Source organism: Lysinibacillus sp. C5.1, from assembly GCF_016350185.1.
GTDB lineage: Bacteria > Bacillota > Bacilli > Bacillales_A > Planococcaceae > Lysinibacillus > Lysinibacillus sphaericus.
In genome coordinates, this window is record NZ_CP066226.1 from 4,196,239 (window position 1) to 4,222,122 (window position 25,884).

Sequence of the window (25,884 nt, forward strand, 5' to 3'; positions counted from 1 at the left end):
ATCTCTTTAGGTTCCTGTAATCACTCCTATTGGATTCGTATAAAAATATAATACTAACTAAATCTTAACAAACTCATGCACCAATTCTTAAGATTTTCTTATTGTTTCCTATGTACGATCATTGTCCAGAACTGTTTTCATGGACATACAAAAAAAGAAGCCTCTCACAAGTTCCATGAACTTATGAGAGGCTTCGTTAAAATCCTAGCATTTCACCTATTACAAACCCTTCTAGCAAGGGGCTGACGGCTTATTACATCATGCCGCCCATGCCACCCATACCGCCCATATCAGGCATGCCTGGTGCTGCTGGTTCTGGAATATCTGCTACAACCGCTTCTGTTGTTAAGAATAAAGCTGCTACAGAAGCTGCGTTTTGTAGTGCTGAACGTGTTACTTTTGCTGGGTCTACTACGCCTGCTTCCATCATGTTTACCCATTCGCCTGTTGCTGCGTTGAAACCAACACCGATTTCTTCGCGTTTTAAACGGTCTACAATGATAGAACCTTCAAGACCTGCATTGTTTGCGATTTGACGAACTGGCTCTTCTAACGCACGAAGTACGATTTTTACACCAGTTGCTACATCGCCATCAAATGCGTCAGCTGCTTTTTCAACTGCTGCATAGACGTTTAGAAGTGCAGTACCACCACCTGATACAATACCTTCTTCAACTGCTGCACGTGTTGAGTTCAGTGCATCTTCAATGCGAAGTTTACGCTCTTTTAGTTCTGTTTCTGTTGCAGCACCAACTTTAATCACTGCTACACCACCAGCTAATTTCGCTAAGCGCTCTTGTAATTTTTCTTTATCGAACTCTGAAGTTGTTTCAGCAAGTTGTGCACGGATTTGGCCTACGCGACTTTCGATTGCATCTGCGCCGCCAACACCTTCTACGATTGTTGTGTTGTCTTTTGTGACAACAACTTTCGCTGCACGGCCTAGTGATGTAATATCAGCTGTTTTAAGGTCTAAACCTAATTCTTCTGTAATTACTTGACCACCTGTTAAGATTGCAATATCTTCTAGCATTGCTTTACGACGGTCACCGAAACCTGGCGCTTTTACTGCTACAGCGTTGAATGTACCGCGTAGTTTGTTTACAACAAGCGTTGCAAGAGCTTCACCTTCAACGTCTTCTGCGATCATTAAAAGTGGACGACCTTGTTGTACCACTTGTTCTAATAGTGGTAAAACTTCTTGGATATTTGTAATTTTCTTATCTGTAATTAAAATGTATGGGTTCTCAAGAACGGCTTCCATTTTATCTGTATCTGTTACCATATAGTGTGATGCATAACCACGATCGAATTGCATACCTTCCACTACATCTAACTCCGTTGTGAAACCTTTAGATTCTTCGATTGTAATAACACCATCATTACCAACACGTTCCATTGCTTCTGCAATTAGTTGGCCTACTTCGTCGTCTGCCGCTGAAATTGCCGCAACTTGTGCAATCTCTTCTTTGTTGCTTACCGGACGAGAAATGCTGTGTAATTCTGTCAGCGCTGCTGCTACCGCTTTGTCAATCCCTTTACGGATGCCAACAGGGTTTGCACCAGCTGTTACGTTTTTCAAACCTTCACGGATAATGGCTTGAGCAAGAACTGTTGCAGTCGTTGTACCATCACCAGCAATTTCATTTGTTTTAGAAGCAACTTCTGCTACTAATTTTGCACCCATGTTTTCGTATGGATTTTCAAGTTCAATTTCTTTTGCAATTGTTACACCATCATTTGTAATTAATGGTGAGCCGAATTTTTTTTCTAACACGACATTACGACCTTTAGGACCTAATGTCACTTTCACTGCGTTTGCTAATTTATCTACACCTTGAAGCATTAATGAACGAGCTTCTTCTGAGAATTTAATGTCTTTTGCCATTTGAATTTACCCTCCTGAAATGGAATATTCGTTAAGCTTGATTCATATAATAATAATTATCCAATAATTGCAAGAATATCGCTTTCGCGTAAGATTAAGTATTCATTGCCTTCATATTTAACTTCTGTACCTGCGTATTTAGAGAAAATAATGTGGTCGTCAACTTTAACGTCAAGCTCTACACGTTGTCCGTTTTCTAAAACACGACCTGTCCCAACTGCTACTACTTTACCTTCTTGCGGTTTTTCTTTTGCAGAGTCTGGTAGTACAATCCCAAATGCAGATTTTTCTTCTACCTCGATTAGTTCGATGACAATACGATCTCCTAGTGGTCTTAACAAGTAAAACAACCTCCTATTAATTTAAATATTAGTTGAAAGTTTATTAGCACTCTATATCAACGAGTGCTAATACATTTATTATGATAATCAATCAATTCTTTTTTTGCAAGCGAGAACTTCGAAAAATTTTGTTTTCTTTCCATATTCCTCTACAATAGAAAGGAAGCTTATGAATGGAAAGGATTTTGACTGTGAATAATTCTCTAAAAAGCGTTCAGCATAAAAAAACTGCTCTTTACGTTTTAATCGTTTACATTATCATGCAAGTATCAGGTAGATGGTTGCTTTTACCGTTCCATCAATTCGTGATGAATACAACAGGCTTATCTCACGAACAAGCAGCTCCTATCACACAAGGCTGGTATATCGCACTCAGTTTTGCGATTGCATTGATTATAAGTTTAATTTTAACCACTCGCGATAAAACGTTTTGGGATGTCTATCAAGGTAAAAAAGAGTCTATCCCGCTTACAATTATGTGGGGCGTTTTAGGTTTCTTCCTTGTATTCTTCGGTCAAATGATTGGAGCGGCTATTGAAATGGCTGTTTTTGGAATCGAGGGTGGCTCACAAAACACTGCTGATATCGTAGCGATAGCTAAAGGTGCACCCATTGCCATTTTAGCGATTGTTGTCTTTGGTCCCATTTTAGAGGAATTTGTCTTCCGTCGCGTTATTTTCGGCTCACTTGTTCAAACGACGAATTTCTGGGTGGCGGCCATTGTTAGTGCTATTTTCTTCGCACTGATTCATTTTGATTTTTCACACATCCTGTTGTATACCATTTGTGGTTTAATCTTTGCTTTCCTATACCACAAAACAAAACGGATATGGACATCAATTATCGCGCACATTATGCTAAATGGCTTTGTAACGCTTATCCAATTAAACGCTGAACCGTTGCAAAAGTTTTTACAAGAACTGCAAAAAATGCAATAAAAAAAGCTGGATGTGATCATCACATCCAGCTTTTTAAATTAGTCATTCATTTCTTCTATTTGTCGTTTTTGCTCAGCCAACAAACGCTCCACTTGCTCACGTTCTGCTGCTATCCGTTCTTCCTCTAACTGCATTGCTTCAGCTTGTAAAAATTTACGATAGCCCCTGCGCGCTATAATAATACTAATCTCATAAATTACAAATAGCGGAATTGCTACAATAACATTTGAAATAAAGTCGGGTGGTGCAAGGAATACCGCTATCACAACTAACACGAAATATGCATATTTTCTGAACTTCACCATTAATTCAGGATTTAATATACCTAAACGTGCTAAAAATAACGTTACAACAGGTAACTGAAAAACGATTCCGAAAGGCATAACTAGGCGAAACAAAAATGAAAAATATGCGTTAATTCCTATTGTTTGTTTGATTTCTAAATCCGCAGATAAGCCCATCATAAAATGCATAACATATGGGAACAACACAAAATAAGAAAATGATGCACCTGCTATAAATAGAATAAACGAATAAGGAATATATTTTAAAGTAGCCTTACGTTCTGTCTCATGTAAACCTGGTGTGATAAACAACCAAATTTGATGAAGAAGCAATGGTGAACTTAAAACGAACGCTACAAAAACCGTCACTTGTAGGTAAATAACAAGAGGATCGGTCACATTAAACGCGTTTAAAGTTAGTTGCTCTGCTTCTTTACTATATTGAATATATTTAATAATTGGTTCAGCTAGATAAAAGCCAACAATAAGTGCAATAACAAAGAAAACAGCACAAATAAAGAGCCGTTTCCTTAGTTCTACTAAATGCTCTGTAACAGTTAATTCTCTTGGATTCATATTAAATTGACATCCTTAACTTACTTAACGTTATCATTTTCTTTATGTTCAATTACTTTCTTTTTTGCATCATCATCGTCATCAGCTAGACCTTTTGTTGCATTTTTAAATTCGCGAAGTGTAGAACCCATAGCTTTACCTAGCTCTGGTAATTTCTTTGGTCCGAAAATTAAAATTGCAACCACACCGATAATAACTAGGCCAACTGGTGTAATAGCACTTAAGTGCACAACCATTACAGCCACCTCCTCTTATATATATATCATTTTAACTTAAATTTTTAGGTTTGGCGAATTTATTTAGATAGTTTGAACGCCATCAATTGTAACTGTTTACAAAATTGTGAATGCACTTATTTATCGCTATTTCTTATTAAATAAATAAGCGCTTGCAATTCAACTGATAAATCTATTGTTAATAATTTCATAGAATCGGGTACAGTAATTCGCTCTGGTGTAAAGTTTAAAATACCTTTTGCGTCCATTGCAGCTAAGCGATCCGCCATCTTCTGAGCAGAGCGTGAAGATACTGTTAAAATAGCTAGGTCTGCCCCGTATTCAGCATACTTTTCTTCTAGTAAATCGGGATGATACACAGGAATATTGCTGATCATTTTCCCTTCCTTAGGCGCCTTCGAATCAAATGCCACCACAATGTGCGTATTATGATTTTTCTGGAAATTATACTTTAAAAAGGCATTACCTAAGTTCCCCACACCGATTAATGCTACTTTTGTTGTTTCATGCTGATCTAGTGTTTGACTAAAAAATGTCAATAGATGTTGTACATCGTAGCCATATCCCTTTTTCCCAAGCGCACCAAAATAAGAGAAATCACGACGAATCGTTGCAGAGTCGATTTTCATCGCTTCGCTCAATTCCTTCGATGAAATACGTTCCATTCCTTCTTGCGCAAAGTTTTGGATAAATCGATAGTAAAGAGGAAGTCTTTTAGTTGTGGCTTGTGGAATTTTCACTTCTTGTTTCAAACTTTTTCCTCCTTATAAACACATCAAATCCACAGAAGTGCATTTGAATATTCTTTTGAAACATGCTTATACAAATCAATTACATCACTGTGTAATTGCGTCCAGATATTTTCCAAGCTTATGCGGTAATCTGTGACATCCACTGGTGGATTTCCCTTTAGTTAACGGCGTTTTTTACGCCACTAACTAAAGAGAAATCGTTTCAATCTTACATGACAGCTTGGAATAAGTAAAGCACTGACATTGCAAGCAAATCCCTCATCATTTACACTAAGAATGAATTGAGGTGTCAAGAATGATTGTATTACAAGTCAATCAACTATATAAATCCTTTATTGCCGATGAAATTTTAAGTGGCGTAAAACTAGAAGTTCAACATCGTGATCGTGTCGCATTAGTAGGACGTAACGGTGCTGGTAAATCCACTTTACTAAAAATCATTGCTGGTCAATTGTCATATGATGCTGGCGATATTATCATTCCAAAAGGTGTACAAGTCGGCTATTTGGAACAACATGCTGGACTAAATTCTACGTTGTCAATTTGGGACGAAATGATGACAATTTTCGAACCGCTTCTTTCACAAGAAAAAGCATTACGTTCCCTTGAACAACAAATGGCTAATCCAGCCGTTTATGATAACTCTGACATGTATACAAAGATAATGTCCGAATATGACCAATTACAACATGATTTTAAAGATGCAGGTGGCTATCAGTACGAGTCTGATACACGCTCTGTTCTTCATGGAATGCAATTTTACCCAGAGGATTATGAAAAACCAATTAGCTCCTTGTCAGGGGGCCAGCGAACTCGTCTAGCTCTTGCTAAGCTGCTACTAAGCAAGCCCGATTTATTAGTTCTCGATGAGCCTACCAACCATTTAGATATTGAAACGCTATCTTGGTTAGAGAATTATTTAAAAGGCTATGAAGGCGCTATTTTAATTGTTTCCCATGACCGTTATTTCTTAGATCAAGTTGTTTCTATCGTCTATGAAGTATCTCGCCATCGCGTCACAAAATATACAGGCAACTATAGTGCCTATTTAGATGAGAAAGCAAAAAACTATGAGCGCGATATGAAAATGTTTGAACGCCAACAAGATGAGAAAGCCAAGCTAGAGGATTTTATTCAAAAAAATATTGCCCGTGCCTCGACGACCAAAATGGCACAAAGCCGACGCAAAATGCTTGAACGCACAGAATGGATGGACTCCCCTGAAGGAGATGAAAAGTCCGCTAGCTTCGGTTTTACAATTGAACGGCAAAGTGGAAATGATGTACTTTCTATTGATGCCTTAGCTGTTGGCTACGGTGACAAGCAAATTTCTAGTGGCATAACACTACGAACTTTTCGTGAAGACCGCATCGCATTAGTCGGACCAAACGGGGTGGGCAAATCCACATTATTAAAAACCATAGTAAAAGATTTGTCCCCACTTGCAGGGGAAATCCGCTATGGTACTAATGTGCAAATTGGCTATTACGATCAAGAACAGGCGAAACTATCTAGCAACAAGAGCGTTTTAAAGGAACTATGGGATGAATGGCCATTAATGAATGAAAAAGATATTCGCACTGTACTTGGTCGCTTTTTATTCAGCGGCGAAGATGTGGATAAAACGGTAAACTCTTTATCTGGTGGTGAGAAAGCTCGACTGGCATTGGCAAAGTTAATGATGCAAAAAGCGAATTTCTTAATTCTCGATGAGCCTACCAACCATTTAGATTTGGATAGTAAAGAGGTGCTAGAAAATGCCCTAATTGATTATCCTGGAACGCTCCTTTTCGTATCACATGACCGTTATTTCATTAACCGAATTGCTACCAAAGTTGTTGAGCTATCTGGAGAAGGTTCTTTTGAGTATTTAGGTGATTATGATTATTATCTTGAGAAAAAACAGGAGCTTTACGAAATTGCTCAAATGAAAGCAGCTTCTCAGTCACAACTACAATCAACAGCATCTGAAAAGACCTCTACTTCAACAATTGATAAAGAGGCAAAAAAGCGTGAACGCCAAATTAGAAGAACTATTGAAGAGCTAGAAGTCAACATGCAAAAAGCTTCAGTAGAAATTGCTCGTTTAGAAGAAGCACTTTGCGATTCTGAAATTTTCACAGACCATGAGAAAATTACACAACTACAAAATGAGTTAGCTACTGTTAAAGAACAGCACGAAGTCATTGAAATGGAATGGCTTGAGCTAAATGAAGAATTAGAAAATATTATTTTGTAAATCGTATAGCAACTGTATAATCTTTTAAGTACTTGGCACTAAACATAAATACCTTGCATAATATAAGCTCCTAAATCTTAAAAATCCACTTCGCTTTCCGCGGGCACACACGTAAGCCGCAACCCTCGCTATCGCGCGGAATGCCTTCGTCTTACGTTCTGCCGTGGATTTTTCCTCATAATTTTCAGAATTGTTTTAGTACCTGGCACCTTTAGCCATATGCTTGTCATATGGCTTTTTTCTTTACTCGCCTTAATTTTTCATATATATTGGTCAAGTGCTATTTTTCGACAAAAAATGCCCACAACTTTATTCACACTATAAAACTAGTAATATCAACATATCAACAGACTTTTCCACACTGTCCACAATTTCAAATTATTTAATCCACATAGTTTTGTGTAAAATACGCTACTATATATAGAATAATCACAACTTATGCACAAGTTATCCACATTTTGTGCATAAGTACGAATGTTCGCAGTTTTTTCACATGTTTTTTTCACACGTTCTGTGGATAATTTTCTGAATAATTTGTCAATTATTCTTTTTCTATTATAAATATATATATTCTTACAATATTCAAGATTTTATACGTAAAAAAAGAGGAAGCCCGAATAACTTGAGCCTCCTCTTTTCAATCTCTTAGTCAACCCACGATTTTAATTCCATACCCGGGCGACCATTCATCATCATATTTCCACGAATACCAGCTTCAAACATTGGTGTTGCGGCTGCTCCAATCATTGCTGCATTGTCTGTACACAATTTCAATGGCGGTACAAAAAATGGAATTCCCTCTTTTGCGAAAACCGTTTCAAGGGATGTGCGCAGTCCTTTATTCGCAGCTACTCCACCAGCTGCAATGACTTGTTTAACATTATACTCCCGCGCTGCACGCAATGTTTTAGCTGTTAGAACTTCCACTACACTTTCCTGAAAGCCCTTTGCAACTGCAGTTGGTGATATTTCTTCACCACGTTGATCCATATTGTGCTTATAGTTAATAACTGCCGATTTTAAGCCACTAAAGCTAAAATCATACGAGCCTTCTTCAAGCCATACACGAGGAAAAGCAACGGCTTCTTGCCCTTCATGTGCTAACTGATCTATACGAGGACCTCCAGGATATGGTAAGCCTAGCACGCGTGCAACTTTGTCGTATGCTTCACCTGCTGCATCATCTCGTGTTTCGCCAATCACTTCAAACGAACCATGCTCTTTCATATAAACAAGCTCTGTATGTCCCCCTGACACAACAAGGGCTAGAAGTGGAAATTCCATCGGTTGAACAAGTGCGTTAGCATAAATATGTCCAGCAATATGATGCACACCTAAAATCGGTATATTATTGGCAAAGGCAAACGCCTTTGCAGCATTAATGCCAATTAAAAGTGCTCCTACAAGACCAGGTCCTTCTGTAACAGCTACTGCATCTAAGTCAGAGGGCTTCATATTCGCTTGTTTTAGCGCCTCTTCAATAACAATAGTAATTTGTTCGACATGATGGCGTGATGCAATTTCTGGTACAACACCACCAAATCGCTTATGGCTTTCAATTTGTGAAGCTACCACATTTGAAACAATTTCAGAACCATTACGAATAATCGCGGCTGCTGTTTCATCACAGCTCGATTCAATTGCTAATATAACTCGATTTTCCATTATAAATTCACCCACATGACTAGGGCATCCTCCCCGTTATCTGTATAGTATCCTTTGCGTATGCCACCATCTTGAAATGCTAGCTTGCGGTAAAGGTTTTGCGCCACAGTATTGGTTTCACGTACCTCTAGGCTCATCACGTCCATTCCATGCTCACGTGCAATACGCATCGCTTCCCGCATTAAGCCTTCTCCGATTCCTTGTCCACGAGCCGTCTCTAAAACAGCCACATTGGTTATTTGCGCCGCATCTATAACCATCCACATGCCACAAAAACCAATTATAGTATTGTTTTCATCTACTGCTAAAACATAGTGTGCATATTGATTTTCATGCATCTCATAGTAAAAAGAATCCAATGTCCATGGTGTAGGAAATGTAGCAAGCTCAATCGCATATACCGCTGGAACATCCTCTGACACCATTTTACGATATACGATATTACTGCTCATGTGTCTTCTCCTTTTGCTCCTTTAACCAATTCGCTTCAGCCTCAGCAATGCGTTTATATTGCGGAGTAAAATGGTGAACTGCCTCGATACTCGGTAGCTCTTCTGCGCTCGCTAAAAGAATGGCTGCACTAGCTCGTGGCAAGTCCTCATGAAGAGCTGCACGACACGCGTTTACTCCAAGAACTTCAACAATTTTATCCCAAAATACATCGACATCAGCCCCTACAAATAGTATAGGCGCGTTTAAAGCTTCCAAACGTGTTAACAGTGCCTCTATATGATCATGATAGTCTTCTATAACCACATCCAGTTTTGTTCCTTTATAAACAGCAGTATATACATTGCCCCGACGTGCATCAAAGATAGGACAAATTAGTCCATCAAAAAGTGCTGCATTTGCTGCTAAAACTTTTAAGCTTGAAACACCGACTAATGGCTTTTGAAGCGTCCACGCTAATGTTTTAGCAAGCGTTACACCAATGCGCACGCCTGTATAAGATCCAGGTCCTTCTGATACAGCAATTGCATCTAGTTCATTTGGCTTTACACCTACATTTGCTAGTATCGTTTCAATTGCTGGCATGGCTCCTGCAGAATGCGTTAATTTTATATTTTGTACAACCTCGGCCATCACTTTTCCGTCCTTTACAACTGCAACAGAAAGTGGCGCATTAGCTGTTTCAATTCCCAACCAAATCATCTCATTAGCTCCTCACATAGTGCCTCGTATCTCTTTCCATAAGGCATTAACACAAATCGTCTTTCGTTTTCACCAATACGATATATTTTAATTCCTAAACGTTCCTTTGGTAAATCCTGTTCAATTAGATGGGCCCACTCAACAACAGATACCGCATCACCGTAAAATAGCTCATCCCAGCCAAGGTCCTCATCGCTTTCTGCCAAGCGATATACATCTAAATGATTAAAAGGTAAACGTCCCTCATATTGTTTTACAATAGTAAAAGTAGGGCTATTAACCGTTCTTGTTACTCCTAGCCCTTTTGCTAATGCCTTTGTAAATGTGGTTTTCCCAGCCCCTAAATCCCCTTCTAATGTAATTGTATCTTGAGCCATCAGTAAATTTGCTAACTTAATGGCAAAGCGTTCTGTATCCTCTAGTGAATTCATTATTTTTTCAAATATCATCTCTATGTCCTCTCCTAGCTCATTACTTCTAGTTTACCGAAACACAAGCAAATGTTCAAAGCATCCAGTGAATTTCAAAAAAATAAACACGTCCTTCTGATTGAAGACGTGTCTACTCTCTTGTTGAATATCCCTTTACAGCAATAACCTCTTTATTTACTAATTTATCATCTTTAAATTGAATTATGTAGGCTTGTGTCATAAGGATTTCATCATTCCAACGATAATAATTACTTTCAATCATCTCACTAGCGTCCCCACCAGCAATTTTAACTACATCCATATACGTCATACCTTGTTTCAGTTGCGCAAATTCATGTTCATTCATATTTTTTTGCCAATGATATGAATTTGATTCCTCAATATCAATAATGGGTACTCCACAAGCAACCTTAAGTATAAAGATTAACCAATAGATACCGAAACGAAAAGCTATGGACATACCTCCGTCCTTGCAAAAACTCATACTGTCTATACATATGCACTGGACAACGATTTAGTGCATATCTTTTAGTATCCTCTATTTTCATGAAGCTATTGGCGATTCCATTGTTTTATTGGCGATTTCATACGCACTCAAATAAAAAAGCCCTTATGATTAATAAAAATCATAAGAACTGTAATTTCATATAAATGGCGGTCCCGACCGGGATCGAACCGGCGATCTCCTGCGTGACAGGCAGGCATGTTAACCGCTACACCACGGGACCTCTTTAAGACATTTATAAATATAACACAAAAAATATAAAATTACAATACTATTTTTATTTACTTATTAAAAAATAGTAAAGAATACCTCTAATCTGGCAATAAAAAAACAGCCAGCACAAGGCTAACTGTTTGAATTGCCTAGCGACGTCCTACTCTCACAGGGGGAAGCCCCCAACTACCATCGGCGCTAAAGAGCTTAACTTCCGTGTTCGGTATGGGAACGGGTGTGACCTCTTTGCCATCATCACTAGACAGTATTTAATTGAAAGGTTGTTCTTTCAAAACTGGATAAACGGTTCATTGAATGTTTCAAACTTTTGGTTAAGTCCTCGATCGATTAGTATTCGTCAGCTCCATGTGTCACCACACTTCCACCTCGAACCTATCTACCTCATCGTCTTTGAGGGATCTTACTTACTTGCGTAATGGGAAATCTCATCTTGAGGGGGGCTTCATGCTTAGATGCTTTCAGCACTTATCCCGTCCACACATAGCTACCCAGCGATGCCTTTGGCAAGACAACTGGTACACCAGCGGTGTGTCCATCCCGGTCCTCTCGTACTAAGGACAGCTCCTCTCAAATTTCCTACGCCCACGACGGATAGGGACCGAACTGTCTCACGACGTTCTGAACCCAGCTCGCGTACCGCTTTAATGGGCGAACAGCCCAACCCTTGGGACCGACTACAGCCCCAGGATGCGATGAGCCGACATCGAGGTGCCAAACCTCCCCGTCGATGTGGACTCTTGGGGGAGATAAGCCTGTTATCCCCGGGGTAGCTTTTATCCGTTGAGCGATGGCCCTTCCATGCGGAACCACCGGATCACTAAGCCCGTCTTTCGACCCTGCTCGACTTGTAGGTCTCGCAGTCAAGCTCCCTTGTGCCTTTACACTCTACGAATGATTTCCAACCATTCTGAGGGAACCTTTGGGCGCCTCCGTTACCTTTTAGGAGGCGACCGCCCCAGTCAAACTGTCCGCCTGACACTGTCTCCTGCCCCGCTAAGGGGCATGGGTTAGAATTTCAATACAACCAGGGTAGTATCCCACCGACGCCTCCTTCGAAGCTGGCGCTCCGAGATCTCTGGCTCCTACCTATCCTGTACAAGTTGTACCAAAATTCAATATCAGGCTACAGTAAAGCTCCACGGGGTCTTTCCGTCCTGTCGCGGGTAACCTGCATCTTCACAGGTACTATAATTTCACCGAGTCTCTCGTTGAGACAGTGCCCAGATCGTTACGCCTTTCGTGCGGGTCGGAACTTACCCGACAAGGAATTTCGCTACCTTAGGACCGTTATAGTTACGGCCGCCGTTTACTGGGGCTTCAATTCGCAGCTTCGCTTGCGCTAACCACTCCTCTTAACCTTCCAGCACCGGGCAGGCGTCAGCCCCTATACGTCACCTTACGGTTTTGCAGAGACCTGTGTTTTTGCTAAACAGTCGCCTGGGCCTATTCACTGCGGCTCTCATGCGCTTGCACGCTCAAGAGCACCCCTTCTCCCGAAGTTACGGGGTCATTTTGCCGAGTTCCTTAACGAGAGTTCTCTCGCACACCTTAGGATTCTCTCCTCGACTACCTGTGTCGGTTTGCGGTACGGGCACCTCTCACCTCGATAGAGGCTTTTCTTGGCAGTGTGAAATCAGGAACTTCGTCCATACGGACTCGCCATCACAGCTCAACGTTACAGTGTGCGGATTTGCCTACACACACGCCTTACTGCTTGGACGCGCACAACCAACGGCGCGCTTACCCTATCCTACTGCGTCCCCCCATTTCTCAAACGGTGAGGAGGTGGTACAGGAATATCAACCTGTTGTCCATCGCCTACGCCTATCGGCCTCGGCTTAGGTCCCGACTAACCCTGAGCGGACGAGCCTTCCTCAGGAAACCTTAGTCATACGGTGGACGGGATTCTCACCCGTCTTTCGCTACTCATACCGGCATTCTCACTTCTAAGCGCTCCACCAGTCCTTCCGGTCTGACTTCAACGCACTTAGAACGCTCTCCTACCACTGACATCGTAGATGTCAATCCACAGCTTCGGTGAATCGTTTAGCCCCGATACATTTTCGGCGCAGCGTCACTCGACCAGTGAGCTATTACGCACTCTTTAAATGATGGCTGCTTCTAAGCCAACATCCTGGTTGTCTGTGCAACGCCACATCCTTTTCCACTTAACGATTACTTTGGGACCTTAGCTGGTGGTCTGGGCTGTTTCCCTTTTGACTACGGATCTTATCACTCGCAGTCTGACTCCCGTGTATAAATATCTGGCATTCGGAGTTTGTCTGAATTCGGTAAACCGGGATGGCCCCCTAGTCCAAACAGTGCTCTACCTCCAGTATTCTCATCACGAGGCTAGCCCTAAAGCTATTTCGGAGAGAACCAGCTATCTCCAAGTTCGATTGGAATTTCTCCGCTACCCACACCTCATCCCCGCACTTTTCAACGTGCGTGGGTTCGGGCCTCCAGTAAGTGTTACCTCACCTTCACCCTGGACATGGGTAGATCACCTGGTTTCGGGTCTACGACCACGTACTAATTCGCCCTATTCAGACTCGCTTTCGCTGCGGCTCCGCCTTCTAAAGCTTAACCTCGCACGTAATCGTAACTCGCCGGTTCATTCTACAAAAGGCACGCTATCACCCATTAACGGGCTCTAACTACTTGTAGGCACACGGTTTCAGGATCTCTTTCACTCCCCTTCCGGGGTGCTTTTCACCTTTCCCTCACGGTACTGGTTCACTATCGGTCACTAGGTAGTATTTAGCCTTGGGAGATGGTCCTCCCGGATTCCGACGGAATTTCACGTGTTCCGCCGTACTCAGGATCCACTCTGGAGGGAACGAACTTTCGACTACAGGGCTTTTACCTGCTCTGGCGGACCTTTCCAAGTCGCTTCATCTAACTCATTCCTTTGTAACTCCGTATAGAGTGTCCTACAACCCCAAGAGGCAAGCCTCTTGGTTTGGGCTCTTCCCGTTTCGCTCGCCGCTACTCAGGGAATCGATTTTTCTTTCTCTTCCTCCAGGTACTTAGATGTTTCAGTTCCCTGGGTCTGCCTTCAAGACGCTATGTATTCACGTCAAGATACTACGCGATTAAACGTAGTGGGTTCCCCCATTCGGAAATCTCCGGATCAAAGCTCACTTACAGCTCCCCGAAGCATATCGGTGTTAGTGCCGTCCTTCTTCGGCTCCTAGTGCCAAGGCATTCGCCGTGCGCCCTTAATAACTTAACCTATCGGCTTCCAATCCACTGCGCATTTCGTTGTCAGCTTCTCTCGTTCAATCAGTCACGTACGTAAGTACGCTCCTTCATTCACTCGTTCGCTTCCTAGAACTGCTTGTGTCTTGAAACCCTATTTCGTTATTAAGCCTATAAAAAACTTAAAAAATAAATGTGTTTGTTACAATTTCAATGTCGTTTTATCCAGTTTTCAAAGAACAAATTCACTACCTGCTTCTACTTCTTCGCAAATTTGCGACAAAAGCGTAGCGACAGGAGCACAGTTTTGAAGTATTTCATCGTAATGATGAACCTTCAAAACTGAACGCAAAACGTAATCTTACAAACCCAAGGTTTGTATTCCGAAAATATCCTTAGAAAGGAGGTGATCCAGCCGCACCTTCCGATACGGCTACCTTGTTACGACTTCACCCCAATCATCTATCCCACCTTCGGCGGCTGGCTCCAAAAGGTTACCTCACCGACTTCGGGTGTTACAAACTCTCGTGGTGTGACGGGCGGTGTGTACAAGGCCCGGGAACGTATTCACCGCGGCATGCTGATCCGCGATTACTAGCGATTCCGGCTTCATGTAGGCGAGTTGCAGCCTACAATCCGAACTGAGAACGACTTTATCGGATTAGCTCCCTCTCGCGAGTTGGCAACCGTTTGTATCGTCCATTGTAGCACGTGTGTAGCCCAGGTCATAAGGGGCATGATGATTTGACGTCATCCCCACCTTCCTCCGGTTTGTCACCGGCAGTCACCTTAGAGTGCCCAACTAAATGATGGCAACTAAGATCAAGGGTTGCGCTCGTTGCGGGACTTAACCCAACATCTCACGACACGAGCTGACGACAACCATGCACCACCTGTCACCGTTGTCCCCGAAGGGAAAACCATATCTCTACAGTGGTCAACGGGATGTCAAGACCTGGTAAGGTTCTTCGCGTTGCTTCGAATTAAACCACATGCTCCACCGCTTGTGCGGGCCCCCGTCAATTCCTTTGAGTTTCAGTCTTGCGACCGTACTCCCCAGGCGGAGTGCTTAATGCGTTAGCTGCAGCACTAAGGGGCGGAAACCCCCTAACACTTAGCACTCATCGTTTACGGCGTGGACTACCAGGGTATCTAATCCTGTTTGCTCCCCACGCTTTCGCGCCTCAGTGTCAGTTACAGACCAGATAGTCGCCTTCGCCACTGGTGTTCCTCCAAATCTCTACGCATTTCACCGCTACACTTGGAATTCCACTATCCTCTTCTGCACTCAAGTCTCCCAGTTTCCAATGACCCTCCACGGTTGAGCCGTGGGCTTTCACATCAGACTTAAGAAACCACCTGCGCGCGCTTTACGCCCAATAATTCCGGACAACGCTTGCCACCTACGTATTACCGCGGCTGCTGGCACGTAGTTAGCCGTGGCTTTCTAATAAGGTACCGTCAAGGTACAGCCAGTTACTACTGTACTTGTTCTTCCCTTACAACAGAGTTTTACGAACCGAAATCCTTCTTCACTCACGCGGCGTTGCTCCATCAGGCTTTCGCCCATTGTGGAAGATTCCCTACTGCTGCCTCCCGTAGGAGTCTGGGCCGTGTCTCAGTCCCAGTGTGGCCGATCACCCTCTCAGGTCGGCTACGCATCGTTGCCTTGGTGAGCCGTTACCTCACCAACTAGCTAATGCGCCGCGGGCCCATCCTATAGCGACAGCCGAAACCGTCTTTCAGTATTGTCCCATGAGAGACAAGAGATTATTCGGTATTAGCCCCGGTTTCCCGGAGTTATCCCAAACTATAGGGTAGGTTGCCCACGTGTTACTCACCCGTCCGCCGCTAACGTCAAAGGAGCAAGCTCCTTCTCAGTTCGCTCGACTTGCATGTATTAGGCACGCCGCCAGCGTTCGTCCTGAGCCAGGATCAAACTCTCCATAAAAGAAATTTGATTAGCTCAAATTGTTTTGCTGGCATCAATTTTGATGTCCAAAATTTTGTTTCGTTCACTAACAAAGTTAGCTAGTAAAAACTATATTGATTACGTTTTGCTTGTTCAGTTTTCAAGGTTCATTTTGTTGCCGTTTGTTTCAGCGACTTTTACATCTTAACATCTTTCGTTAATGATGTCAACAATTTTTTAAATATTTTTTGGAGCGGGTGATGAGAATCGAACTCACGACATCAGCTTGGAAGGCTGAGGTTTTACCATTAAACTACACCCGCAATTATTAAAATGTATTATGGCGCGCCCGGCAGGAGTCGAACCCACAACCTTCTGATCCGTAGTCAGACGCTCTATCCAATTGAGCTACGGGCGCATGTGTTAAATAACTGAACTGACTTGGTGCGGCCGAGAGGACTTGAACCTCCACGGGGTTGCCCCCACTAGGCCCTCAACCTAGCGCGTCTGCCGTTCCGCCACGACCGCATTCAAAAAATAGGAACCTTCTTATTATACAATGATAATTCGAATTTTCAACCTTTTTCTTAAAAAAGATGAGCCATGAAGGACTCGAACCTTCGACCCTCTGATTAAAAGTCAGATGCTCTACCAACTGAGCTAATGGCTCATTAAGAAATGAATGGCTGGGGTACTAGGATTCGAACCTAGGCATGACGGAATCAAAATCCGTTGCCTTACCGCTTGGCTATACCCCAATAAGTGGCGGTCCCGACCGGGATCGAACCGGCGATCTCCTGCGTGACAGGCAGGCATGTTAACCGCTACACCACGGGACCAATGTTACAATTATCTATTTATGAAAATGACCCCTACGGGATTCGAACCCGTGTTACCGCCGTGAAAGGGCGGTGTCTTAACCGCTTGACCAAGGGGCCATGGCTCCGAAGGCAGGACTCGAACCTGCGACAACCTGATTAACAGTCAGGTGCTACTACCAACTGAGCTACTTCGGAATAATCATATTGTGTTGTCGGCTTTATCTTGTCGACTTTTACTATTATAGGGATTAGCTGAATAAACGTCAACACTTTTTTAAAAGTTTTTTTACTCAACTATCATTAATTGCCCTGAACACTTGCCACAACAGTATCTGTTCACATTGAATCTAATTTTTCTAACATACCTTTGGTGACATTGTATACATTCATATGTATAGTGAGGGCGCTGTTTTTGGCTACGAGATTTAGGTATTTGCAACGCTGAACAAAATCGAGGGGCATTCACTTTTTTTAACAACGCTCGAAAATCTTTATCTCGATGTTGATAGCCCTTTCCTTCAAGGTGCAAGTGGTAATGACATAATTCATGAAGAATGATTCCCTCTACCTCTCTAACACCATATATTTCAAACGCCTTTGGATTGATTTCAATATGGTGGGATTGCAAAAGATAACGCCCACCTGTTGTACGTAACCTTGGATTAAAGTATGCACGATGCATAAAGGGTTTATGAAAACTTTCTAATGAAATTCGACTTACAAGCTGTTGCAGTTCCTCATTGTTCAATTTCATCACCTCTAACAATAAGAATACCACACTGCGCAGTATAGACAGTGTGGCAAGAAATTATTACACTTCAACCATTTGTTTTTCTGGAGGAAGCATCGTTAATGAAATACGGCCTTTGTTTACCTCTATTTGTTCCACCCATACTGTGACAATGTCACCTAATGCCACAACCTCTAATGGATGTTTAATACGTTTTTTTTGCAACTTGGAAATATGCACAAGCCCATCTTGTTTTACACCTATATCAACGAATGCACCAAAATCGACGACATTCCGTACAGTACCTTGTAATTCCATTCCTACTTGTAAATCTTCCATTTTTAAAACATCCGTTTTAAGTAATGGTTGTGGGAAAGCATCACGCGGGTCACGGCTTGGTTTCATTAAAGTATCTACAATATCCTGAACAGTAACAACGCCAATCCCTAGACTTTCACTTAACGCTTGAACATTAAGAGCTGCAATTGCTTCCTCTGCCTCTTGTGTTCCTAGTTCTTTTTTATTTATGTGAGCCGCTTCTAAAATTTGCTCTGCAATATTGTAGCTTTCTGGGTGAATACCTGTCGCATCGAATGGATTTTTCGCTTCAGGCACACGCAAAAACCCTATTGCTTGCTCATACGTTTTTGCACCGAGGCGAGGAATTTTCTTCAGTTGCGCACGCGTTGTGAATTGCCCATTTTCTTCTCGTACTTTTACAATGTTTTCGGCAACGGTTTTCGATAGCCCTGAAACATATTGCAATAAAGAGGCTGATGCTGTATTGACATCGACACCAACTTGGTTGACCGCTGTTTCAACTATAAATGTTAATGATTCTGATAATTTCTTTTGAGAAACATCATGCTGATATTGTCCAACACCTACTGCCTTTGGCTCAATTTTTACTAATTCCGACAATGGGTCCTGCAAACGTCGAGCAATTGACACCGCGCTCCGTTGCTCTACTTGCAAATCAGGAAACTCAGCACGCGCAACCTCCGATGCTGAATATACGGATGCACCGGCTTCGTTGACAATAACATAGGCCACATCTGTGTTCACTTCACTTAAAACATCGGCAATAAATTGCTCAGTTTCGCGTGAGGCTGTCCCGTTACCAATCGCAATGATTGTAATAGGATATTTCGCTAAAATCTCTTTCACAACTGCTTTTGATTTTGCTACATCTGGCTTTGGTGGATGTGGGTAAATCGCCGTAACTTCTAGCATTTTACCCGTCTCATCAACAACAGCTAATTTACAACCCGTACGATAGGCAGGATCCACCCCTAGTACATACTTACCTTTTAACGGTGGCTGTAGTAAAAGATTGCGGAGATTTTCCGAGAAAATATGAATCGCTTGCGCCTCTGCTTTTTCCGTTAATTCATTACGTAACTCTCTCTCAATTGATGGTTGAATTAATCGTTTATAGGAATCCTCTATTGCAAGTTTCACTTCAGCAATGGCAGGTGAAAAACCTGTTGCTGGTATCCACTCTTTCCACATAATCATCAGTACTCGATCTATCGGTACTTGGATAACAACCTTTAAGACTTCCTCCTTCTCCCCACGATTGACAGCTAAAATACGATGAGGAACAATGCGGTTGACAGGCTCTTCATATTCGTAATACATTTCAAAAACCTTTTTTTCATCTAGTTCCGCATTTTTTAAAGCGGTAGTCAGCATACCTTCTTTCCAAGAAAAAGTACGGATTTTCTGCCGTATACTTGCATCATCAGCAAAGCGCTCTGCTAAAATGTCACGTGCTCCAGCAATTGCCTCTTCCACTGTTGCAACATTCTCCATATCAACAAAATCTTGAGCTAATTGGACTAACGCTTCACTACGATACTCTAGCAGGAGATCAGCTAGAGGCTCCAACCCTTTCTCCTTTGCGATTGTCGCTTTCGTACGTCGTTTTTGCTTATATGGGCGATATAAATCTTCAACACGTTGTAATACCGTCGCCACTTGGATGGCTTGTTCCAGCTCTGGCGTAAGCTTATCTTGTTCTTGAATTAAACGAAGAACCTCTTCTTTACGTTGTTCAAGTTGCTGTATGTAATGATAACGATCTTCTACAGCTTTTATTTGCACCTCATCCAAAGAGCCAGTAGCTTCTTTTCGATAGCGCGCAATGAACGGGACGGTGTTACCTTCATCCAGTAATTTTATTACTGCCTCTGCTTGATTTGGTTTAATTGCTACATCCTTTGCAATAAGCTGGTACATTTGTTTTTGTTCCACATTATCACTACCTTTTTTCTTTTCATTTTACCACTACACTTCAATAAAAAACCAAAGATAGTCCATCCACCAAGAAGGACAGCCAAAAATAAAAGGCGCTTATTGCTATTGGATTATGAAACCCTCTAGTAATAAACGCCCTAATGATAGGTATTACAGTGGCACACTTCCACTTGCAAGAATGACCTCCTGTAATTTCTTAATTGCTTTTCTTTGAATTCTCGAAACATGCATTTGAGAAATACCTAATAGTTCTCCCGCTTCTTTTTGGCTCAGTTGCTCTAAATAAGTAAGCTGAATAATTTGTTTTTCTCGCTCATTCAAAACTTCCATTGCATCTGCAACAATCATTCTTCTGTTGGTCATTTCATAACCTATATCTTCTTTACCCATAATATCAGATAACGTGACTGTACTTCCGTCATTATCTGATTCTATTGAATGATCCATTGACAGTGCTTGGTAACTTCGGCTCATCTCCATTGCCTCTAAAACTTCTTCCTCCGGTACCTCTAAACGCTCTGCAATTTCTTTAACGGAAGGTGAACGTTGGAACTCTATCGTTAACGATTCTACAGTCGTTTTAATACGTGGTCCAATTTCTTTAATTCGTCTCGGTACATGAACATCCCACGTTTTATCGCGTAAAAATCGTTTAATCTCCCCAATAATAGTAGGTACTGCAAAGGCCTCAAAACTGCGACCAAATGTAGCATCAAAACGTCTTATTGCACCTAGTAACCCGAGCATCCCAACTTGCACAATATCATCGTAATAAGATTTACCATATGAATATTTTCGCGCAATGGACTCTACTAAATTACGATAATGAATAACCAAATTGGTTTGAGCTTCTTCATCTTCTGTTGCTTGGTACAATTCTATCCACTTTAATACATCTTCCTTAGTAGAAGATTTATGTAGTGATTCTTTCGACATTTTTTTCCACCTGCTCCCTAGCGACGTACTTTGTCATGAAGACAGTTACGCCACCATCGTTATTAATCATCACCTCATCCATTAAAGTTTCCATTAAATAAAGCCCTAAACCGCCCTCTCTTAGCCCCGCAATACTGTCTCCCGGATGATAAGGCCCAATTTTCGTTTTAATCTCTTCAAAGTTAAAACTATTCCCATAGTCTGCAATCATCATTTCCAACTTGTTTTCATAGAGCGCACAACCTATGACAATTTCGCCTTCTTCAACATCTTTATACGCATGGTGCACAACATTTGTCACCGCTTCACTAACGGCGATTTTCAAATCTTCAATATCATCGTAGCTAAACCCTATGCGGTTAGCTAATCCAGAAACCGTTAAACGAATAACACTGACAAACTGCGGCTTTGCAGGAACCCTTATCTCAATATAATCAAATTCCTTCATTACTTAATTCCACCTTCTTATCAGTTTCAATATCCATCAGTTCACTTAAGCCAGTAATTTCAAATAATCTTTGTAACCGTTTAGATAGGCCTACAATTTTAACTTTACCTTCTTCACGTAAAGCTCTTTTATAAAAAGCTACTAAAATACCAAGACCCGTACTATCCATATAATTCACTTTCGATAAATCTAATTTAATCTCCATACCTTCTGTAATCTTAACCGCCTCTAGTTCCTCACGCAGACCAGAAGCTGTAAATGTATCAATTTCACCTTCAACATAACCATATAATTTTGTGCCATCTTTTTTAAAATTTACTACCATGTCCATACAGCCCACCTCCACCATATTTATTAGACTTCTCTTCTTTACCCGCATCTATCGGATGTTAAACATGATTAACTTTTTTTCTTCGCATAAATTTTATTTTTTTGAGTTACAAAAAACCAATGCCATTTTTCTACAAACTTAAAAGGCAATAATGCTTGTAATGAAAAAAATTAAAAAAACATCAGGATAAATAAAATCCCTGATGCTCTATACACATATGTATATCAAAATTTAACAAGTCCCAAACTAATCATCAATGCTCCATCCACTTTTTCCATTACTGCATGATCTAGCTGCGTAATACGATCAGTCAATCTAGACTTATCAATTGTACGCACTTGCTCAAGCAAAATGACCGAATCACGTTCAAAACCGTACTTTTCAGCATTTATTTCAACATGTGTCGGTAATTTTGCTTTTTGAATCTGTGCAGTAATTGCTGCGATGATGACAGTCGGACTAAATCGATTTCCAATATCATTTTGAATTATTAATACCGGCCTAGTGCCACCTTGTTCGGATCCAACTACCGGCGATAAATCTGCAAAAAAAACGTCACCACGTTTTACATTCAAAGTGTCATCCCCCGCTAACGAGACGCTCCACTGTATGTTGTGCTTCATATTCCGCGTGCAAGCATTCACTTGCAATCATCAGGTTAATATGAGACATCTCAACATATCCTTTCATCATAGCTTCCCGTATTTGATTTGGTTGCTCCTGCATTAAATTTTTGCGCGACAAAATACGCACAAAAGATTCACCTTCAATTACTTCCTTTGTTTGTAGAATCAGTCTATCTTGAATAGCAATTGTAGCTTCTCTTAACTTTTTCTCGTACACAGCAAGCACCTCCAACGGAACCATACACTTTTTCATTACTACCCATTCTACCATTGAAAGATATTGTTGAAAAGACATGAAATGACAAAATATCTGACAATTTGAAGGACAAGTTGTAAAATTTTGTAGGTTTTCGAAAGTATGTGCTGGTACCATCCGTCATATTGACTTGGTGCCTTGTTACTTAATTTCACTATACATAATCCACTAATCCGAACAGAATTGGCTTTCCCATTGACAGATTAATTTCGACAAAAATTCGCTAACCCAATTTGTCTACATGTATTGAAAAATTATTTTCATTAAAAAACTACTTGTAATAAATTACGCGTTCCACCCATATTTTATAAGCCTACATAAAAGACTCCTCTAAAATTTGTCATACTCCTTATTTAACTTGACCAAAATTGAATAATTACTATTCACTCTTATTTTATGAAGAGAAGGGCTACTTGGTTAAACAAAGTTAAATGTAAATACGAGGAACTCTTGCTGTAATAATGCATGGTACTTCATAATTAATCGTTTCTAGCTTTGTTGCCCATTCATCTATTGAAATCTCATCTTGCCCTTGACGACCAATGAGCGTTACTTCCTTACCTATAGCATATGCTTTTGGTAGCGCAACCATACATTGGTCCATGCAAATTCGTCCAACTATAGGCATTCTTTGTCCGTCTATTAGTACCTCTTGTCCTGCTAATTTACGAATTACCCCATCTGCATAACCTACTGGAATTGTCCCAATCCACATATCTGTTTGTGCAATGAATGTTGCTCCGTAACCTACTGAATCTCCTGCTTTTAACTGTTTGACATGGACAAGCTCACTCTCAAGTGAAAAGGCAGGCTTCAATGGAAATGGTAAAATCCCCTCTACATAAGATGATGGTGCTAAACCATACATTGAAATACCATAACGTACAGCATCATATTGTAAACGATTATCCTTTACCAAAGCCGTTGCTGTATTGGATGCATGTACTAGTCTAGGTTTGTCAGGCAATATAGCAATGAGCTTTTCAAATAACGCTACTTGGCTATCGAAATAGGCTGTGTCTTCCTCATCAGCTGTTGCAAAATGAGTAAAAATGCCATCCAATTCTACATTATCTGTTGAATGGATGGTATGGTATAGCGCTAACAATTCGCTTTCGGTGCGTATACCAATTCTGCCCATTCCACTATCTACCTTAATATGTAGTTGTAAAGGGTTTTCTTCCCCTGCTACCATTGTTGCAACTTGCTGTACCCATTCACTTGAAAATACCGTAAGAGTAATGCGTTGTTGTGCTGCATAGGATGCAAACGATACTGGCGAGGCCCCTAATATTAGTATGTCTGGTTCTTCGAAATGTGCTCGAATATGTAATGCTTCATCTGGTGTAGCCACGGCAAGCATTGTTGCACCCGCTTCCAAAGCTGCTTTAGCAACTGCAATATCCCCATGTCCATAGGCATTAGCTTTTACGACTGCGATAATTTGTACATTTGGTTGGAGTAGATCTTTTAAATTTTTTATATTTTGTTGGATTGCTTGTAAATCTACAATTGCTTTGGTTGGTCTAAAATGCTGCTGTGTCTCCATTAGAATACCCTCTTTTTTAGTTATTAAACCGTTATGTATAGGAATAATTCCATATAACATTAAATTCTAGCATACTACTTGTCCGCCATTTGGATAATACATTGATGGTCTACTTGTGCATGTCATTATATAAATTCGACAGCATGTTAATTTTTCCCTTTTTATTCCTATTAAAACTAGCTTATCTTTTATAGAACATGCAACATACTTCTATAGATCATTCATCTCCACTGTTTCACATTGCTATACATAAACTGCTAGAAATAAAAAGTTCTTTTATTGCCTGGGACTGACCCCGATATATAAGACAATAATCAAAAAAGCATTACTCAACCAGTTGTCGGTATTGAACCGGCGACTGGTTGTTTAGTTTCGTTTGAATTCGGTTATTGTTATAATAGTTTATATAGTCTTTGACAGTTTGTTCTACGATGGCCGTCGTAGTACTGTTCAAATTGTCTAAGTAGAATGTTTCAGACTTTAACACAGAATGAAACGATTCGATTGGGGCATTATCAGCGGGCGTACCTTTACGGGACATGCTCATGGTAATGCCTTTTGCTTTTACGGCCTGTTGATAATCATACGATGTGTATACCGCCCCTTGGTCACTGTGCAACGTACACCCTTCGGGCAAATGATGAAGTTGAGCTAATGTATCCAGCACAAAATCAGTATCTTGGCAGTCTCCAATCGAATAGGCAATAATTTCACCATTATATAAATCTTGAATACTTGAAAGATACAACTGTTTTTGACCAAATGGCAAGTAAGTAATATCAGTTACGAGCTTCTGTAACGGTGCGGTGGCTTCAAAATCGCGATTTAATAAATTTGCTGCGATTGCATAAGGTTGTCCTGTTCGTTTCCGTTTTTTCACTTTCACGCGACATTGCCAACCATATTTTTGCATGATACGTTGAACCACTTTATGATTGACGCACATTTCTTGACGTAAAAGTGCTGTAATTTTTCTGTAGCCATAGCGAAATTTATTTGCTCGACAGAGTTCACCGATACGTCTCTCTATTGCTTGACGAGACCTTGCATCGGTTGATGCCTGTTTCCAACGATAGTAGGTAGATCGTGCAATCCCAAAGTGTTTACAAATGTCCTTTACAGACATCATGCTTCTTAGTGACGCAACTAACTGTACAGCTACTTCTCCAACCACTTCCTCTCCAACTCTGCGTACTTTTTTAGCACCTCAATTTGTTGCTTTAAATAACGGTTTTCCAATGCTAATTTCGTTTGTTCATTGTCCGGTTCAGGACCCTTATTAAAGATATATTGTTTGCCTACAGGTTGTTTCAAACGATTGACTTCACCATTTCTATACCAACGCACCCATGTTTCGACCTGTGTTTTATGGCGTATATTTAATTCCAATAGAATCTGTTTGACAGGTACACCTGCTAATCGCATCTTAATCGCTTTCATTTTTACTTCATAGGGATAACTCACTCTTGTTCCCATAGAAAAAACACCTCCACATTGAAATTTAAGTATCTATACCCGAATTTCAATCGAAGATGCTTTTTTTATTTGTCTATACCTATTGGGGTCAGTTCCCC

At 41.0% G+C, this 25,884-nt stretch carries 21 protein-coding genes, 9 tRNA genes and 3 rRNA genes; 2 read left to right on the forward strand and 31 right to left on the reverse strand.

Annotated features, from left to right (window positions below; genetic code table 11):
* Positions 1–253: 253 nt before the first annotated feature.
* Both groL and groES read right to left on the reverse strand, forming a co-directional pair.
* Entirely contained in the window at positions 254–1,888 is a 1,635-nt protein-coding gene (groL, locus tag I5435_RS20590) for a chaperonin GroEL (protein WP_024363934.1), read from the reverse strand.
* A 56-nt stretch (positions 1,889–1,944) separates the two neighbouring features.
* Positions 1,945–2,229 (reverse strand): co-chaperone GroES, encoded by a 285-nt coding sequence (gene groES, locus I5435_RS20595; RefSeq protein ID WP_024363933.1) that lies wholly within the window; start codon positions 2,227–2,229, stop codon positions 1,945–1,947.
* Between the two features lie 173 nt (positions 2,230–2,402).
* Here groES and I5435_RS20600 point away from each other — a divergent pair, with 173 nt between their 5' ends.
* Positions 2,403–3,167 (forward strand): CPBP family intramembrane glutamic endopeptidase, encoded by a 765-nt coding sequence (locus tag I5435_RS20600; protein ID WP_024363932.1) that lies wholly within the window; start codon positions 2,403–2,405, stop codon positions 3,165–3,167.
* 38 nt (positions 3,168–3,205) lie between these two features.
* Here the strand turns inward: I5435_RS20600 and tatC are convergent, their stop codons facing one another.
* From tatC to I5435_RS20615, 3 genes are all read right to left on the reverse strand, one after another.
* A complete protein-coding gene (gene tatC / locus I5435_RS20605; RefSeq protein WP_024363931.1) occupies positions 3,206–4,027 on the reverse strand; it encodes a twin-arginine translocase subunit TatC in 822 nt (273 codons plus the stop codon).
* Between the two features lie 20 nt (positions 4,028–4,047).
* Complete coding sequence (locus I5435_RS20610; protein WP_024363930.1) at positions 4,048–4,263, reverse strand: twin-arginine translocase TatA/TatE family subunit; 216 nt, start codon at positions 4,261–4,263, stop codon at positions 4,048–4,050.
* A 116-nt stretch (positions 4,264–4,379) separates the two neighbouring features.
* Entirely contained in the window at positions 4,380–5,015 is a 636-nt protein-coding gene (locus I5435_RS20615; protein ID WP_024363929.1) for a redox-sensing transcriptional repressor Rex, read from the reverse strand.
* Positions 5,016–5,310: 295 nt separating this feature from the next.
* On the opposite strand from I5435_RS20615, the gene I5435_RS20620 reads away from it, so the two are divergent.
* Positions 5,311–7,254, forward strand: coding sequence for an ABC transporter ATP-binding protein (locus I5435_RS20620; RefSeq protein WP_108031199.1), 1,944 nt, complete (start codon positions 5,311–5,313; stop codon positions 7,252–7,254).
* Positions 7,255–7,899: 645 nt separating this feature from the next.
* Here I5435_RS20620 and tsaD read toward each other — a convergent pair.
* The 26 genes from tsaD to I5435_RS20750 form a co-directional block, all read right to left on the reverse strand.
* Positions 7,900–8,919 carry a tRNA (adenosine(37)-N6)-threonylcarbamoyltransferase complex transferase subunit TsaD gene (gene tsaD, locus I5435_RS20625; protein WP_029747360.1) on the reverse strand — a complete coding sequence of 340 codons (1,020 nt, stop codon included), beginning with the start codon at positions 8,917–8,919 and terminating at the stop codon, positions 7,900–7,902.
* Positions 8,919–9,371 (reverse strand): ribosomal protein S18-alanine N-acetyltransferase, encoded by a 453-nt coding sequence (gene rimI / locus I5435_RS20630; protein ID WP_024363926.1) that lies wholly within the window; start codon positions 9,369–9,371, stop codon positions 8,919–8,921. The genes tsaD and rimI overlap by 1 nt, the downstream gene beginning before the upstream one ends.
* Positions 9,361–10,071, reverse strand: a complete 711-nt coding sequence (tsaB, locus tag I5435_RS20635) for a tRNA (adenosine(37)-N6)-threonylcarbamoyltransferase complex dimerization subunit type 1 TsaB (protein WP_024363925.1) — start codon at positions 10,069–10,071, stop codon at positions 9,361–9,363. Before tsaB ends, rimI begins: the two co-directional genes overlap by 11 nt.
* Positions 10,068–10,520 carry a tRNA (adenosine(37)-N6)-threonylcarbamoyltransferase complex ATPase subunit type 1 TsaE gene (gene tsaE, locus I5435_RS20640; protein ID WP_231785209.1) on the reverse strand — a complete coding sequence of 151 codons (453 nt, stop codon included), beginning with the start codon at positions 10,518–10,520 and terminating at the stop codon, positions 10,068–10,070. Before tsaE ends, tsaB begins: the two co-directional genes overlap by 4 nt.
* A 112-nt stretch (positions 10,521–10,632) precedes the next feature.
* Complete coding sequence (locus I5435_RS20645; protein ID WP_024363923.1) at positions 10,633–10,962, reverse strand: hypothetical protein; 330 nt, start codon at positions 10,960–10,962, stop codon at positions 10,633–10,635.
* Positions 10,963–11,154: 192 nt separating this feature from the next.
* Positions 11,155–11,230 (reverse strand) — tRNA-Asp (locus I5435_RS20650).
* A 137-nt stretch (positions 11,231–11,367) separates the two neighbouring features.
* Positions 11,368–11,483 (reverse strand): 5S ribosomal RNA (rrf, locus tag I5435_RS20655).
* Between the two features lie 65 nt (positions 11,484–11,548).
* Positions 11,549–14,476 (reverse strand): 23S ribosomal RNA (locus I5435_RS20660).
* A gap of 365 nt (positions 14,477–14,841) precedes the next feature.
* Positions 14,842–16,393 (reverse strand): 16S ribosomal RNA (locus I5435_RS20665).
* The 16S, 23S and 5S rRNA genes sit together here with 9 tRNA genes alongside, the layout of an rRNA operon.
* A 210-nt stretch (positions 16,394–16,603) precedes the next feature.
* Positions 16,604–16,677: transfer RNA gene (locus tag I5435_RS20670), tRNA-Gly, on the reverse strand.
* Between the two features lie 18 nt (positions 16,678–16,695).
* Positions 16,696–16,772: transfer RNA gene (locus I5435_RS20675), tRNA-Arg, on the reverse strand.
* Between the two features lie 24 nt (positions 16,773–16,796).
* Positions 16,797–16,882 (reverse strand) — tRNA-Leu (locus I5435_RS20680).
* 69 nt (positions 16,883–16,951) lie between these two features.
* Positions 16,952–17,024: transfer RNA gene (locus I5435_RS20685), tRNA-Lys, on the reverse strand.
* A 13-nt stretch (positions 17,025–17,037) separates the two neighbouring features.
* Positions 17,038–17,112 (reverse strand) — tRNA-Gln (locus tag I5435_RS20690).
* 5 nt (positions 17,113–17,117) lie between these two features.
* Positions 17,118–17,193 (reverse strand) — tRNA-Asp (locus tag I5435_RS20695).
* A gap of 27 nt (positions 17,194–17,220) precedes the next feature.
* Positions 17,221–17,292, reverse strand: a tRNA-Glu gene (locus I5435_RS20700).
* Between the two features lies 1 nt (position 17,293).
* Positions 17,294–17,370, reverse strand: a tRNA-Asn gene (locus I5435_RS20705).
* A gap of 91 nt (positions 17,371–17,461) precedes the next feature.
* The gene (locus I5435_RS20710; RefSeq protein WP_337982900.1) at positions 17,462–17,923 is read right to left on the reverse strand and encodes a SprT family protein; all 462 of its coding nucleotides are present in this window, start codon (positions 17,921–17,923) and stop codon (positions 17,462–17,464) included.
* Positions 17,924–17,986: 63 nt separating this feature from the next.
* Complete coding sequence (locus I5435_RS20715; RefSeq protein WP_337982901.1) at positions 17,987–20,161, reverse strand: Tex family protein; 2,175 nt, start codon at positions 20,159–20,161, stop codon at positions 17,987–17,989.
* 153 nt (positions 20,162–20,314) lie between these two features.
* Positions 20,315–21,100, reverse strand: coding sequence for an RNA polymerase sigma factor SigB (gene sigB / locus I5435_RS20720; protein WP_024361305.1), 786 nt, complete (start codon positions 21,098–21,100; stop codon positions 20,315–20,317).
* On the reverse strand, positions 21,078–21,548 hold the full coding sequence (rsbW, locus tag I5435_RS20725) for an anti-sigma B factor RsbW (RefSeq protein ID WP_024361306.1): 471 nt from the start codon (positions 21,546–21,548) through the stop codon (positions 21,078–21,080). Before rsbW ends, sigB begins: the two co-directional genes overlap by 23 nt.
* The gene (locus tag I5435_RS20730) at positions 21,535–21,879 is read right to left on the reverse strand and encodes an STAS domain-containing protein (protein ID WP_024361307.1); all 345 of its coding nucleotides are present in this window, start codon (positions 21,877–21,879) and stop codon (positions 21,535–21,537) included. Before I5435_RS20730 ends, rsbW begins: the two co-directional genes overlap by 14 nt.
* A 224-nt stretch (positions 21,880–22,103) precedes the next feature.
* On the reverse strand, positions 22,104–22,454 hold the full coding sequence (locus I5435_RS20735; RefSeq protein WP_008177055.1) for a type II toxin-antitoxin system PemK/MazF family toxin: 351 nt from the start codon (positions 22,452–22,454) through the stop codon (positions 22,104–22,106).
* Positions 22,455–22,458: 4 nt separating this feature from the next.
* On the reverse strand, positions 22,459–22,722 hold the full coding sequence (locus tag I5435_RS20740) for a hypothetical protein (protein ID WP_080653282.1): 264 nt from the start codon (positions 22,720–22,722) through the stop codon (positions 22,459–22,461).
* Between the two features lie 466 nt (positions 22,723–23,188).
* Entirely contained in the window at positions 23,189–24,310 is a 1,122-nt protein-coding gene (gene alr, locus I5435_RS20745; RefSeq protein WP_025220702.1) for an alanine racemase, read from the reverse strand.
* 325 nt (positions 24,311–24,635) lie between these two features.
* A protein-coding gene (locus tag I5435_RS20750; protein ID WP_337982902.1) for an IS3 family transposase occupies positions 24,636–25,786 on the reverse strand; the annotation gives its coding sequence in 2 pieces (ribosomal slippage) (positions 24,636–25,513 and positions 25,513–25,786; 1,152 coding nt in all).
* Positions 25,787–25,884: the final 98 nt, after the last annotated feature.

What these genes read in the sequence shown, in the direction of transcription:
- groL (WP_024363934.1), bottom strand. Translation starts at nt 1,888, where the DNA reads ATGGCAAAAGACATTAAATTCTCAGAAGAAGCTCGTTCATTAATGCTT.
- I5435_RS20600 (WP_024363932.1), top strand. Translation starts at nt 2,403, where the DNA reads ATGGAAAGGATTTTGACTGTGAATAATTCTCTAAAAAGCGTTCAGCAT.
- tatC (WP_024363931.1), bottom strand. Translation starts at nt 4,027, where the DNA reads ATGAATCCAAGAGAATTAACTGTTACAGAGCATTTAGTAGAACTAAGG.
- I5435_RS20610 (WP_024363930.1), bottom strand. Translation starts at nt 4,263, where the DNA reads ATGGTTGTGCACTTAAGTGCTATTACACCAGTTGGCCTAGTTATTATC.
- I5435_RS20620 (WP_108031199.1), top strand. Translation starts at nt 5,311, where the DNA reads ATGATTGTATTACAAGTCAATCAACTATATAAATCCTTTATTGCCGAT.
- tsaD (WP_029747360.1), bottom strand. Translation starts at nt 8,919, where the DNA reads ATGGAAAATCGAGTTATATTAGCAATTGAATCGAGCTGTGATGAAACA.
- rimI (WP_024363926.1), bottom strand. Translation starts at nt 9,371, where the DNA reads ATGAGCAGTAATATCGTATATCGTAAAATGGTGTCAGAGGATGTTCCA.
- tsaB (WP_024363925.1), bottom strand. Translation starts at nt 10,071, where the DNA reads ATGATTTGGTTGGGAATTGAAACAGCTAATGCGCCACTTTCTGTTGCA.
- tsaE (WP_231785209.1), bottom strand. Translation starts at nt 10,520, where the DNA reads ATGATATTTGAAAAAATAATGAATTCACTAGAGGATACAGAACGCTTT.
- I5435_RS20645 (WP_024363923.1), bottom strand. Translation starts at nt 10,962, where the DNA reads ATGTCCATAGCTTTTCGTTTCGGTATCTATTGGTTAATCTTTATACTT.
- sigB (WP_024361305.1), bottom strand. Translation starts at nt 21,100, where the DNA reads ATGTCGAAAGAATCACTACATAAATCTTCTACTAAGGAAGATGTATTA.
- rsbW (WP_024361306.1), bottom strand. Translation starts at nt 21,548, where the DNA reads ATGAAGGAATTTGATTATATTGAGATAAGGGTTCCTGCAAAGCCGCAG.
- I5435_RS20730 (WP_024361307.1), bottom strand. Translation starts at nt 21,879, where the DNA reads ATGGACATGGTAGTAAATTTTAAAAAAGATGGCACAAAATTATATGGT.
- alr (WP_025220702.1), bottom strand. Translation starts at nt 24,310, where the DNA reads ATGGAGACACAGCAGCATTTTAGACCAACCAAAGCAATTGTAGATTTA.